The 11,991-nt window shown below is 66.2% G+C and carries 11 protein-coding genes; 6 read left to right on the forward strand and 5 right to left on the reverse strand.

Annotation, left to right across the window (positions count from 1 at the left end; translation table 11 throughout):
* Positions 1-75 precede the first annotated feature (75 nt).
* Both BMY06_RS18450 and BMY06_RS18455 read left to right on the forward strand, forming a co-directional pair.
* Entirely contained in the window at positions 76-984 is a 909-nt protein-coding gene (locus BMY06_RS18450; protein ID WP_065060193.1) for a LysR family transcriptional regulator, read from the forward strand.
* A 197-nt stretch (positions 985-1,181) separates the two neighbouring features.
* Positions 1,182-1,631, forward strand: coding sequence for a universal stress protein (locus tag BMY06_RS18455; protein ID WP_065060362.1), 450 nt, complete (start codon positions 1,182-1,184; stop codon positions 1,629-1,631).
* Between the two features lie 129 nt (positions 1,632-1,760).
* On the opposite strand, the gene aceA is transcribed toward BMY06_RS18455, so the two are convergent.
* From aceA to BMY06_RS18470, 3 genes are all read right to left on the reverse strand, one after another.
* The gene (gene aceA / locus BMY06_RS18460; RefSeq protein WP_074984479.1) at positions 1,761-3,068 is read right to left on the reverse strand and encodes an isocitrate lyase; all 1,308 of its coding nucleotides are present in this window, start codon (positions 3,066-3,068) and stop codon (positions 1,761-1,763) included.
* Positions 3,069-3,489: 421 nt separating this feature from the next.
* Positions 3,490-5,223: a DEAD/DEAH box helicase gene (locus tag BMY06_RS18465; protein ID WP_074984481.1), complete on the reverse strand. Its 1,734-nt coding sequence runs from the start codon at positions 5,221-5,223 to the stop codon at positions 3,490-3,492.
* Between the two features lie 471 nt (positions 5,224-5,694).
* A complete protein-coding gene (locus tag BMY06_RS18470; RefSeq protein ID WP_074984483.1) occupies positions 5,695-5,964 on the reverse strand; it encodes an acyl-CoA-binding protein in 270 nt (89 codons plus the stop codon).
* A gap of 173 nt (positions 5,965-6,137) precedes the next feature.
* Here BMY06_RS18470 and tsaB point away from each other — a divergent pair, with 173 nt between their 5' ends.
* The 4 genes from tsaB to BMY06_RS18490 are packed head-to-tail and all read left to right on the forward strand — an operon-like array spanning position 6,138 to position 9,595.
* On the forward strand, positions 6,138-6,944 hold the full coding sequence (tsaB, locus tag BMY06_RS18475) for a tRNA (adenosine(37)-N6)-threonylcarbamoyltransferase complex dimerization subunit type 1 TsaB (protein WP_074984484.1): 807 nt from the start codon (positions 6,138-6,140) through the stop codon (positions 6,942-6,944).
* The gene (gene rimI / locus BMY06_RS18480; protein WP_065060188.1) at positions 6,941-7,435 is read left to right on the forward strand and encodes a ribosomal protein S18-alanine N-acetyltransferase; all 495 of its coding nucleotides are present in this window, start codon (positions 6,941-6,943) and stop codon (positions 7,433-7,435) included. The genes tsaB and rimI overlap by 4 nt, the downstream gene beginning before the upstream one ends.
* Positions 7,422-8,426, forward strand: a complete 1,005-nt coding sequence (locus tag BMY06_RS18485; protein ID WP_074984486.1) for a uracil-DNA glycosylase — start codon at positions 7,422-7,424, stop codon at positions 8,424-8,426. Before rimI ends, BMY06_RS18485 begins: the two co-directional genes overlap by 14 nt.
* Positions 8,423-9,595: a DUF1853 family protein gene (locus BMY06_RS18490; RefSeq protein ID WP_074984487.1), complete on the forward strand. Its 1,173-nt coding sequence runs from the start codon at positions 8,423-8,425 to the stop codon at positions 9,593-9,595. Before BMY06_RS18485 ends, BMY06_RS18490 begins: the two co-directional genes overlap by 4 nt.
* Positions 9,596-9,602: 7 nt before the next feature.
* Here BMY06_RS18490 and thiD read toward each other — a convergent pair whose 3' ends face one another.
* Together thiD and lplT are read right to left on the reverse strand one after the other, a co-directional pair.
* A complete protein-coding gene (thiD, locus tag BMY06_RS18495; protein ID WP_074984584.1) occupies positions 9,603-10,409 on the reverse strand; it encodes a bifunctional hydroxymethylpyrimidine kinase/phosphomethylpyrimidine kinase in 807 nt (268 codons plus the stop codon).
* 111 nt (positions 10,410-10,520) lie between these two features.
* Positions 10,521-11,831 (reverse strand): lysophospholipid transporter LplT, encoded by a 1,311-nt coding sequence (gene lplT, locus BMY06_RS18500; protein ID WP_065060185.1) that lies wholly within the window; start codon positions 11,829-11,831, stop codon positions 10,521-10,523.
* Positions 11,832-11,991 lie beyond the last annotated feature (160 nt).

Consider the following 11,991-nt stretch of genomic DNA (forward strand, 5'->3'; position numbering starts at 1 on the left):
TACCCACCTAATCTGACGATCATTCGCTTCTTTGCAGCCATTTGCGCTGCGCAATCCGGCTCCCTTTTTCTCCAGATGGATCGATTCAAGCAGATCGAAACCTTCGCGATCGTCGCCGCGAAGGGCAGTCTTTCGGCGGCCGCGCAGGCCGAAGGCGTGGCGCCCGCGATCATCGGACGCCGTATCGACGCGCTCGAGGAACGCCTCGGCGTGAAGCTGTTCGTGCGCACCACGCGGCGTATCACGCTGACTTTCGAGGGCTCGGCGTTTCTCGAGGACTGCCAGCGCATCATCCACGACATGCAGAACGCCGAGGCGAGCGTCTCGGCGGGCGGCGTGAAGGCGAGCGGACATTTGCGCGTGTCGGCGCCCGCGGGTTTCGGACGGCGTCACGTCGCGCCGCTCGTGCCCGATTTCACGGTCGCGCATCCGGACGTGACGATCACGCTCGATCTCTCGGACCGGCTCGTCGATCTGGTCAATGAAGGCTTCGACTGCGCCGTGCGGCTGGGCGAATTGCCCGACTCGTCGCTGGTCTCGCTCAAGCTCGGTGAAAACCGGCGCGTCGTCGTTGCCGCGCCCTCGTATCTGTCGCGGCGCGGCGAACCCGAAACGCTCGCCGATCTCGCGCGTCACAACTGCCTCGCGTTCGGCGCGAGCGCGAATCAGCAGCGCGGCTGGACGTTCCAGCAGGACGGCAAGGTCGTGCAGATTCGCGTGGCGGGCACGATGGAGTGCTCGGATGGCGCGGTGCTGCACGAATGGTGTCTGGCGGGCCACGGTCTCGCGTGGCGCTCGTGGTGGGAAGTCGGCGAGGACATTGCGGCGGGCCGGCTCGCGCGCGTGCTCGACGCCTACGCCGCGCCGCCCATCGGCATTCATGCCGTGTTTCCGCAGCGCCGGCACCTGCCGTTGCGCGTGCGCCTCTTTCTCGACTTTCTCAAGCATACGTACGGTCAACCGGGTTACTGGGGGCAGGACTGACGCGATCCGTCCCGCGACATTCGCTCGACGCGCGGCCTGACGTGGGTGTTTCCGATATGCGGAGATGCCCGCATGCCCGCCGCGGCGTGTTTTTTAGCGCACTACAATCGGCAGAAGACCGGGCAGCAGACTGGGTAGAAGCGTTGGCAGAAGCGTTGCCGGAAGCGCCGGCAGCGCAGACGAACACGGAGGGCGTCATGTTCAAGCACATCCTCGTTCCGACCGACGGCACGGATCTGTCGAAAAAGGCGATCGACGGCGCGATTGCACTCGCACGGACGCTGGGCGCGCACGTCACGGCCTACGCCTGCATGCCGCAGTATCCGTACTCGCCGTATCCTGGCAACATCGCCGGCGACATCGCCATCGAACTTCCCGGCGACTTCCAGACGCGCAGTGAGCGAGAGGCGCGCACGCATCTGCAGGCAGTCGAGGAGGCGGCGCACAGCGTGGGCGTGGCGTGCGACAGCTGCACCAGCGTGCATCCTTCGCCTTATCTGGGCATTATCGAAGCCGCCGAAAACCGGGGCTGCGACGTGATTTTCATGGCCTCGCATGGACGTCGCGGTCTGGGCAGCCTGTTGATCGGCAGCGAAACCCAACGTGTGCTCAGTCATACGAAGATTCCGGTGATCGTCTATCGGTGAAAAGCGTCCGGCGCGCGTCCGGCGGTGGCGGCGGCCGGCATGCCCCGCCAAGGTTCACATGCCGGCCGCCGCGCCGTGCGGACGGCGCCTGAACGGGCGAGGGTTCCCCAACCCGCGCCAACGGTGGTCTTACGCCACCTTTTTATCGAAAAACTGCTCGTCTTCCGTCGAACCGTGCAACGCCGTGGTCGACGCGTTGCGCTCGACCGTCTGCGTCACGGCATCGAAGTAGCCCGTGCCCACTTCGCGTTGATGCTTCACGGCGGTGAAGCCCTTCTCGGCCGCTGCGAACTCGGCCTGCTGGAGTTCCACGAACGCGCTCATGTTCTGACGCGCATAGCCGTGCGCGAGGTTGAACATCGAGTAGTTCAGCGAGTGGAAGCCCGCGAGCGTGATGAACTGGAACTTGTAGCCCATCGCGCCCAGCTCGCGCTGGAACTTGGCGATCGTCGCGTCGTCGAGATTCTTCTTCCAGTTGAACGACGGCGAGCAGTTGTACGAAAGCAGCTTGCCCGGGAATTCCTTGTGGATCGCTTCGGCGAACTGCTTGGCGAACGCGAGATCCGGCTTGCCCGTCTCGCACCAGATCATGTCGGCGTACGGCGCGTAGGCGAGGCCGCGCGAGATCGACTGTTCGAGGCCGTTGCGGGTGCGGAAGAAGCCTTCCACCGTGCGTTCGCCGGTGAGGAACGGCTTGTCGTTGTCGTCGATATCCGAGGTGACGAGGTCGGCGGCTTCGGCGTCGGTGCGCGCGAGCAGCACGGTCGGCACGCCGCAGACGTCGGCGGCCAGACGCGCGGCCGTCAGCTTGGCGACGTTTTCGCGCGTCGGCACGAGCACTTTGCCGCCCATGTGGCCACACTTCTTGACCGAGGCGAGCTGGTCTTCGAAGTGCACGCCCGCGGCGCCGGCTTCGATCATCGCCTTCATCAGTTCGAACGCGTTCAGCACGCCGCCGAAGCCTGCTTCGGCGTCGGCCACGATCGGCTGGAAGAAGTCGGTATAGCCTTCGTCGCCCGGATTCTTGCCTTCCGACCACTGGATCTGGTCGGCGCGCGTGAGCGTGTTGTTGATGCGCTTGACCACCCGCGGCACCGAGTTGGCCGGGTAGAGCGACTGGTCCGGATACATCTCGCCCGCGAGGTTCGCGTCGCCCGCGACCTGCCAGCCCGACAGATAGATCGCCTTGAGGCCGGCCTTGACCTGTTGCATCGCCTGATTGCCGGTGAGCGCGCCCAGCGCGTTGATGAACGGCTCGGTGTTCACGCCTTTCCAGAGCTTTTCCGCGCCTTGCTTCGCGAGCGTGTGCTCGGGCTGGATCGATCCGCGCAGGCGCACCACGTCGTCGGCCGTGTAGTTGCGCTTGATGCCTTTCCAGCGCGGATCCGTGTCCCATTGCTGCTGGAGTTGCTCGGCTTGCTGTTGACGCGTCGACATGGTGGGCTCCTTCTGTTGACCTGATAGATGAACCGCTGATCGGAACGACTAAACCGGTGAACTTCGCGAAGCTTGTGTCTCGTTGTGGGGACGGAGGCGTTTTGTTTCGCGAACTCTTATATAAGAGTCTAGGCAAATCGATCACCCCGCAACAGGGCGGCAATGAGGATTTTTATGGATTTTTATTTGAATTAAATCAATGATTTATTGTGTTTATTTCGCGATGAGGAATGCAATTTCCCATCTCGCAATGGCCCGGTTTGTGCCACGCAGCACGCGATTTTACGGAGCAAAAAATTTTTTCATATCGTGAAATCCAACGTGCGGACAAAAAAAGACCGGTGACGAAGCACCGGTCTTTTTTGGGGCTGCGGACGCCGGGCGGTTGTGAATCGCCGCCCGGTGCCGTTTTCAGCGTGGTTTAGCTGTCGCGACGCGCGCCACGCGGGCCGCCGTCACGACGGCCGCCGCCGAAGCCTTCGCGCGAACGGCCATAGCCGTCGCCGCGCGGCTGGCTGTAGCCGCCACGATCGCCGCCTTCGCGACGCGAGGCGCCGTAGCCGCCTTCACGCTGGCCGTAGCCGCCGCGCGAATCCGACTTGTTGCCCCAGCTGTTGCCGTTGCGGTCGCCTTGCGGACGATCGCCGAAGCTGCGCTCGCCATTGCCACCGCCGTTGCCGCCGGCATTGCCGCCGTAGCCGCCACGGTTGTTGCCGTAGCCGCCACCCGGCTTGCCGCCGAAGCGACGGCCGCCGCCGTTGCCGCCGCCCGGACGGCCGCGACCGCCGAAGCCGCCACGGTTAGCCGGCGGTGCCTTGCGCGGCTCGAAGCCTTCGACGACGTTGACCGGCAGCGTGCCGCGCACGAAGCGTTCGATGCGCTTGAGCGCGCCTTGCTCGGCGTGGTGCACGAGGCTCACCGCGGTGCCCGAACGGCCCGCGCGGCCCGTACGGCCGATACGGTGAACGTAGTCTTCCGCGAACTTCGGCAGGTCGTAGTTGAAGACGTGCGTGATGCCCGGGATGTCGATACCGCGTGCGGCGACGTCGGTCGCGACCAGCACGCGCACGCGACGCTCGCGCAGCGCGCGGATCGTGCGGTTACGTGCGCCTTGCGGCAGGTCGCCATGCAGCGCGGCGGTTTCGAAGCCGGCGTCGGCCAGCTTGCCGGCGAGCTGGTCGGCGTCCATCTTGGTGGCCGTGAACACGACAGCCTGGTCGAGCTTTTCGTCGCGCAGCAGGTGGTCGAGCAGACGATCCTTGTGATCGCGGTCGTCGACGTAATGCACGGTCTGGGCGATGTTCGAGCTCGCTTCGATCTTGCGGACGATCTCGATACGCTCCGGATCCTTCAAGAGGCGGCCGGTGATCGAGGCGATCTTGCCGTCGAGCGTGGCCGAGAACAGCATCGTTTGACGCGTTTCGGGCGTGGCGGCCACGATCGTGTCGATGTCGTCGATGAAGCCCATGTCCAGCATGCGGTCAGCTTCGTCGAGCACGAGCATCTTCAGCTCGGACAGGTCGATACGGCCGCGCTCGAGGTGGTCGAGCAGACGGCCCGGCGTTGCCACGAGAATTTCGGGGTTCTTGGCGAGCAGCATCAGCTGCTGGCCGTAGGCCACGCCGCCGAGAATGCTGACGGTGCGCAGGCGGCGCAGGTGCTTGCCGTACGTCGAAGCGGCCGTCGTCACCTGCATGGCGAGTTCGCGCGTCGGCGTGAGGACGAGCAGGCCGGGGCGTGCCACCGGCTGCGGACGGCGTTGCGGGCGGCGATCGGCTTGCTGGCCGTTCGCGCCTTGCGGACGCGGCTCGCGCGGTTGCGCGGCTTGTGCTTTCTGGATCTGAGCGAAGCGCTCGATGGCAGGCAGCATGAACGCTGCGGTCTTGCCCGAACCGGTCGGGCTGGAGACCAGCAGGTCGCGGCCCGCGATGGCTGCAGGAATGGCGCGTTCCTGAACCGGCGTCGGGGCCTTGTAGCCCGCTGCGGTCAGCGCGGAGACAATCTCCGGCGACAGACCGAGCGACTCGAACGTCGGACCTGCCGGCGTATCGGCAGCAGGCGCGGCGCCTTCAGCGGCGGCGGCGACAGGCTGCTCGAGGCCGAGGGCGTCGTTGGCGATCGCGTCGAGGGGGCTTTGGGTATTGCTCGAAGTCATGAAAATCCTTGGTACACAGGAAATAGAACGTCGGCGCCAATCGGCATACCCAAGTCGTCGGATTGTGCAAACAAATCGAAAAACGGGGGCAATCCGCACACGGGGGCGGATTTTCGTTAGAAGCTGTTTTGGGTGCGGCTCAGCCCGGATTGGCCAACCGCCAGCCTGATACTTGACGGCCCGAAAGCAGGGCCACGGCAGGGAGGGACAGGTTCTAAACTGGATTGGAGCTTAACGCTACGTGGCGTTGGGCTGATCGCAATGGCGACCGGAGCGCAACGCAGCGTGGATTATATCTCGTTTTGTTGCAGCGCGCCAGCGCGAGCGCAAATGATTTGCGGTGCGCGGATAGTTGCACGCGGATCGGCGCAAAAGAGGGTGGGAACGACGGGAAATCGCGGCGAGTTCGCGGAGGGGAAATTCGGGCGAGGCGCGGCTGGGCGTGCCGCGCCGACCGGTGCGAAGCCGGGCTTAGCTCGCCGCGCCGCTCTTGAGCGACTCGACCAGTTCTACATACTGCGTCTTCGCCGTGTCCTGCGCCGTGCCTTGCAGCGCGGCCCACGCGTCGTACTTGTATTTGCCGACGATGTCGGTGAAGCCCGGCTTGTCGCCGTGCACGTCGCCTTCGCTCGCCTGCTTGTACAGCGCGTACAGACGCAGCAGCGTCAGGTTGCCCGGACGCTCCGACAGCTTCTGCACGTCTTCCTGCGCCTGCGCGAACTGGGCGTTGATATCGCTCATTGCTGTTTCCTCCACTTGAATTCGATCGAGTCCGACGATGGTAGCAGCGTCGTCTGGCATGGGGCTGGAACGATTCCTCCACTCTAGAAGGACTCTCGCCGACGGTGAGCGCGGCGCGCAGCGCGCATGCCTGGGCGGCGACTGGGCGAGGGCGCCGCATTACAATAGCGGTCATGACTGAAACCGTGCTGCTTGCCATCGATACGTCGACCGAATTCTGTTCGGTCGCGCTGCTTCGCGCCGCCGCATCCGCGGGCGGTGCATCTGCCCCGGGCTCCGCTCAGGATGCCGCTGAGGATGCCGCTCAGAAACCGACCTCTTCGCGCGTCTGGGTGCGACATGAAGCCACGGGCGCTGTCTCCAGCACGCGCCTGCTGCCTGCCATCGGCGAAGTGCTCGCCGAAGCCGGCCTTACGCTCGCCGATTGCGACGCGATCGCGTTCGGCGCGGGCCCCGGCTCCTTCACGGGCTTGCGCACCGCCACGGGCGTGGCGCAAGGCCTCGCGTTCGGCCTCGATATTCCGGTCGTGCCGGTCAGCACGCTGCTCGTCTGCGCGGAAAGCGCGCGGCTGCGCGACGCGTCGGCGACGCGCGTGCTGGCGGCGCTCGACGCGCGCATGGACGAAGCCTATTGGGCCGACTACGCGTGGGACGCGGCGACGGGCGAATGGACGACCGTGCACGCCGCTTCGCTCGATGCACCCGAAGCCGTCGTCGCGCCCGACACGCCGTTCACGCTCGCGGGTAACGCGGCGGCGGCCTTCGGTACGCGCCTGAGCGCCGCGGCGGCCGCACGCGTGATCGACGCCGAGGCGCTGCCGCACGCCGTGCCGCTTGCGCATGCCGCGCTGCGTGCGTTCCGCGCCGGCCGCACGGTGCCCGCCGACCAGGCCGCGCCCGAGTACATCCGCAACAAGGTCGCTCAGACCACGGCCGAGCGCCTCGCCGCCAAATCGGCCGCGTCCGGGGAGGGACGATGAGCGGTGTGCTGATGACCGACCGCTATCTGTCCCAGATGACCGAAAGCGATCTCGACGAGGTCGTGGTCATCGAAAAGAACGCCTACGAATTTCCGTGGTCGCGTGGCAATTTCGAGGACTCGCTGCGCAACGGCTACTACGGCATCTGCATGCGTCATGTGACCGGCACGCTGATCGGCTATTGCGTGCTGATGCCGGTGGTCGACGAGATGCATCTGCTCAATCTGTGCGTCGCGCCGGCGGCGCAGGGCGCGGGCGCCGGGCTCGCGCTGTTGCGCGAAGGCGTGCGGATGTCGCGCGCGCAGGGGCTCGAAGGCCTGCTGCTCGAAGTGCGGCCGTCGAATCATCGGGCGATCCGGCTGTACGAGCAGTTTGGTTTCGTGACCGTCGGGCGGCGCAAGAACTACTATCCGGCGCGTCACCACACGCGCGAGGACGCGATGGTGATGCGTCTGACTTTTGCAGAGGAGGGCGCGGATGGCGCTCGATGAATACGCGCTCGAGGAGCTGGGACTCGCGCCGCGCTGGGTGCGCAAGGGTGCGGCGGCGGCCGTGGAAAGCGTGGCGGTCGAGGCCGTTAGCGTCGGCACTGGCGTTGCCAGCCATGTGACGGAGGTTGCGCCGTCGGTCGAGGCTGTCGTGGCGCGCGCCAGCGTGCCGCCGCAAGCCGAGGCACCGGCGCCCACGCGAACGTCGCCGCGCGAGCCGGCCGCCGCCGCGCCGCAGCCGACGTCGCCGACGTCACCCGAGTCACGTCGAGCGGCGCCGTCCGAAGCGAAGCGCGCCCAACCGGACGCCGACGAACCGCCGCCGTTCACCGAAGACGATTTCGCGTGGTTCGATTCGGTCGCCGAGCCGGTGCTGCCGCAAGACATCGACGCGCCCGCGCGCGCGCCGCGCGACGACATCGCGACGCTCGACTGGGACGCGCTCGCCGAGCGCGTCAAGTCGTGCGAGCGCTGCCGCCTGTGCGAAAAGCGCACCAACACCGTCTTTGGCGTGGGCGACCGCGAAGCCGACTGGATGCTGATCGGCGAAGCGCCCGGCGAAAACGAAGACCGCCAGGGCGAGCCGTTCGTCGGCCAGGCGGGCAAGCTGCTCGACAACATGCTCCATGCGCTGACGCTCGCGCGCGGCGAAAACGTCTATATCGCCAACGTCATCAAGTGCCGCCCGCCCGGCAACCGCAATCCCGAACCGGACGAAGTCGCGCGCTGCGAGCCGTATCTGCAGCGCCAGGTCGCGCTCGTGAAGCCGAAGATCATCGTCGCGCTCGGACGTTTCGCGGCGCAGAGCCTGCTCAAGACCGAAGGCAGCATCGCGTCGCTGCGCGGTCGCGTGCACGAGTACGAAGGCGTGCCGGTGATCGTCACGTATCACCCGGCGTATCTGCTGCGCAGCCTGCACGACAAATCGAAGGCGTGGGCCGATCTGTGCCTCGCGCGCGACACGTGGCGCAAGGCGGCGGGCGGCGAGTCATGAACGTCGAAGGGCGCGGCGGGGTGGGGCTCGTCGCGTCCGACCTTGCCTCGAACGCCGCGCGCGATCCACTAGCCCGCTACGCCGATCCGGCCGTGCGCGATCTCGCGTGGCTTTTGCTCAGCGCCGACTTGTTGCGCGCGCAACCGGATGCGCCACTCGCGCAGCCTTGCTTCGATGCGAAGTCGGCCCATGCCGTCGCCGGTTGGCTCGCTCAACTCGATCGCGATCCGGCGCCGCTGCACGCAATGCTCGAAGCGGCGAATCTCACCCGCCTCGGCCGTTATGCGGAAGCGCTGCTTGGCGCGTGGCTGACGCTCGGTCCCGCGCCGCGACTCGTCGCCGCCGGTCTGCCGCTGCGTCACGCAGGACGCACGCTGGGCGAATGCGATTTTCTCGTCGAGACCGCCGATGGCCAAAAGCTGCATTGGGAACTGGCGGTGAAGTGCTATCTCCATGCGGGCGCCGATGAGCCTCACGAGGGCCGTCTCGCGGATTTCGTCGGGCCGAATTTGCGCGATCGCTTCGACTGGAAATTCGCGCATTTGCTCGACCATCAATTGCGGCTGACGCAGCGCGAGGAATTCGCGGCGCTCCGCCTGGTTGGGCCCTGGCTCGCGCAGATGTTCGTGAAGGGCTGGCTGTTCTATCGCGCCGATCCGCACGCGGATCATGCCGCGACGAATGCGCCGGAAGTGGCGGCGGCGCATGGGCGCGGCTGGTGGGTCACGCACGCCGATTGGGCCGATTTCGCGGCGCGTCACGGCGCGGATGGCTGGAGTGTTCTGCCGCGTCTCGCGTGGCTTGCGCCGCGCCACCTTGACGCGCGTGAGCTCGCGGAACGCGATCGTCCAGAGATTGCAACTAACGGCCAATCCGGCGATGCGGCAGCAAGTGGTGGTGGGTCAGGCGTCCACGAAAGGCTGGCAGCCGGATCGGCGGACGAAATGTCTATCAAGCGCGCCACGCAGGCTGACGGATTTTTAAACCGTCTCGCCGTCGCGCGCCCGACCGATTCCGCGACGCTGTTCGCGAATCTGCTGCGCAAGCACGATCCGGTGATGGTCGCTGCGTTCGTCGCCGATGGCGTCGGCGGCTATATCGAGCACTCGCGCGGTTTCATCGTCCCCGACGACTGGCCCGAGCGGGCGAGCGCCTTCGCGCGGCAATAACCCGCGCTTACCACCAACGCCAGAAGTGATGCACCGGGCCCACGCCGTGCCCGACATGGAGCCGGTCGCTCGCTTCCAGCGCGCCGGTGAGATAAGTCTTCGCCTGCGCGACGGCGTCCGCGAGCGTCGCGTTCTGCGGCCACAGCGCGGCAATCGCGGAAGACAGCGTGCAGCCCGTGCCGTGCGTGTTCGTCACCGGCACGCGCGGGCCGCCCAGACGCAGCGTGCCGCCGGCTTCGATCAGCCAGTCGGGGCTGTCGTCGCCGCCGAGGTGGCCGCCTTTCATCAGCACGGCCTGCGCGCCGAGCGCACGCAGACGCTCGCCTTGTTCGACCATCGCGGCTTCGTCGGTAGCGGCTTCGATGCCGAGCAGCGCCGCCGCCTCAGGCAGATTCGGCGTGACGATACCCGCGAGCGGCAGCAACTCCTCGCGCAGCGCCGCGACGGCCTCGGGTGCGAGCAGCGCGTGATTGCTCTTCGAGATCATGACCGTGTCGAGCACGACCCGCGGCGGCTTGTGACGGCGCAGCGCGTCGGCCACGGCGCGCACGATCGACGCGTTGGCGAGCATGCCGATCTTCACGGCGTCGATGCGGATGTCGTCGAACACGGCGTCGAGTTGCGCTGTCACGAAGGCGGCGTCGGGTGCGTGGATCGCCGTCACGCCGCGCGTGTTCTGCGCGGTCAGCGCGGTGATCACGCTCGCGCCGTACGCGCCGAGCGCCGAGAACGCCTTGAGGTCGGCCTGGATGCCCGCGCCGCCGCCCGAATCGGAGCCGGCGATCGTGAGGACGTGGGAAATCGGTGAGGTCATGGCAGCGTCGCGAAGGCGCCGCGCGCGCATCGCTCCGAAAGCTCGAAGACCGCCGCGCGGACGCTGAAAAATTCGATGAAGGGGGCGACGGCGGCGCGTTGGCGCAGCCGGTCAGTGTCCGTGATTTTCGCCGATCAGCGCGACCGAGTCGAACGCGCGCTGATTGGCCTGGTGGCGCCGCATCACGAGCCACATCATCAGACAGACGAAGGTGCCGAACAGCACGATCACGATGGTCACCGGCACGTCGAGCCAGACGAGCACGGCGTAGAGGCACAGCATCACGAGCACCGAGAGATTCTCGTTGAAATTCTGCACGGCGATCGAGTGGCCGGCGGACAGCAGCACGTGGCCGCGATGCTGGAGCAGCGCGTTCATCGGCACAACGAAGAAGCCCGACAGCGCGCCCACGACCATCAGGAACATATAGGCGAACAGCAGATAGCCCGGAATGCGCAGATGGCCGATATGCAGGCCCCAATGCGGCGGAAAGAGGTTGCGCGTGTAGAACGCCATCAGCATGACGGCGATGCCCATCAGAATGCCGACCGGCAGTACCGAAAGCGACTTCTTGAGCGGGATGCGCGCGGCCGCGATCATCGCGCCGGCGGCCACGCCCACGGCTACCACGGCCTGCAGCACCGCGCCTTCCGAGAGCGACATGCCGAGCGAGACTTCGGCCCATTTCAGCACGATGAATTGCAGTGTGGCGCCCGCGCCCCAGAACAGCGTCGTGACCGCGAGCGAAATCTGGCCGAGCTTGTCGTGCCAGAGCGTGTTGAAGCAGTCGGCGAAATCGGTGATGAGGCGGATCGGACCGTGCTGCTGGCGCGGATAGCGCGCGCCGGTGTCGGGAATGCGCAGATTGAAGAGGGCGGCGATCACGTAGATGGCCATGATCACGAGCATCGCGGCTTCGGCCGGCGTGTTGATCGAGGCGGGCGTGTGGCGGATCACGTGGGCGGCGATGTGCGGGCTGATCAGCGCGCCGCCGAGCACGGTGCCGAGAATGATGGAGCCGACCGTGGTGCCCTCGATCCAGCCATTGGCGGCGACGAGCCGTTCGGGCGGCAGCAGCTCGGTCAGAATGCCGTATTTGGCCGGCGAATACGCCGCCGCGCCGAAACCGACCACGCCGTACGCGAGCAAGGGATGCGTGCCGGCCAGCATCATGGCGCAGCCCACGACCTTGATCGAGTTCGTGATAAACATCACTTTGCCCTTAGGGCGGGAATCAGCAAAGGCGCCGACGAATGCGGCAAGAACGACGTAGGAAAGGACGAAGAACAGCTTGAGCAGCGGCGTCATCCAGTTCGGGGCGTGAAGGTCTTTCAGCAGTGCAATCGCAGCGATCAGGAGCGCATTGTCGGCCAACGACGAAAAAAACTGCGCGGCCATGATGGTGTAAAAGCCTTTTTTCATCTGATGCGATGCTGTCCTCGCTGCGGTCCGTCCGCCCCGGACGGGTGGGAGGCATCCGGGCTTATTACGTTCGAAATGGGTTGTGCGCAGGGCTTTATATCACGAAAATAGCTGCATTCGGACTAGCACATTCCTTGACCGCCCAGCAGGCGGGCCTGCC

It is taken from the genome of Paraburkholderia tropica, from assembly GCF_900109265.1.
GTDB lineage: Bacteria > Pseudomonadota > Gammaproteobacteria > Burkholderiales > Burkholderiaceae > Paraburkholderia > Paraburkholderia tropica.

Coding starts and splice junctions, on each gene's coding strand:
- BMY06_RS18450 (WP_065060193.1), top strand. CDS start 76: ATGGATCGATTCAAGCAGATCGAAACCTTCGCGATCGTCGCCGCGAAG.
- BMY06_RS18455 (WP_065060362.1), top strand. CDS start 1,182: ATGTTCAAGCACATCCTCGTTCCGACCGACGGCACGGATCTGTCGAAA.
- aceA (WP_074984479.1), bottom strand. CDS start 3,068: ATGTCGACGCGTCAACAGCAAGCCGAGCAACTCCAGCAGCAATGGGAC.
- BMY06_RS18465 (WP_074984481.1), bottom strand. CDS start 5,223: ATGACTTCGAGCAATACCCAAAGCCCCCTCGACGCGATCGCCAACGAC.
- BMY06_RS18470 (WP_074984483.1), bottom strand. CDS start 5,964: ATGAGCGATATCAACGCCCAGTTCGCGCAGGCGCAGGAAGACGTGCAG.
- tsaB (WP_074984484.1), top strand. CDS start 6,138: ATGACTGAAACCGTGCTGCTTGCCATCGATACGTCGACCGAATTCTGT.
- rimI (WP_065060188.1), top strand. CDS start 6,941: ATGAGCGGTGTGCTGATGACCGACCGCTATCTGTCCCAGATGACCGAA.
- BMY06_RS18485 (WP_074984486.1), top strand. CDS start 7,422: ATGGCGCTCGATGAATACGCGCTCGAGGAGCTGGGACTCGCGCCGCGC.
- BMY06_RS18490 (WP_074984487.1), top strand. CDS start 8,423: ATGAACGTCGAAGGGCGCGGCGGGGTGGGGCTCGTCGCGTCCGACCTT.
- thiD (WP_074984584.1), bottom strand. CDS start 10,409: ATGACCTCACCGATTTCCCACGTCCTCACGATCGCCGGCTCCGATTCG.
- lplT (WP_065060185.1), bottom strand. CDS start 11,831: ATGAAAAAAGGCTTTTACACCATCATGGCCGCGCAGTTTTTTTCGTCG.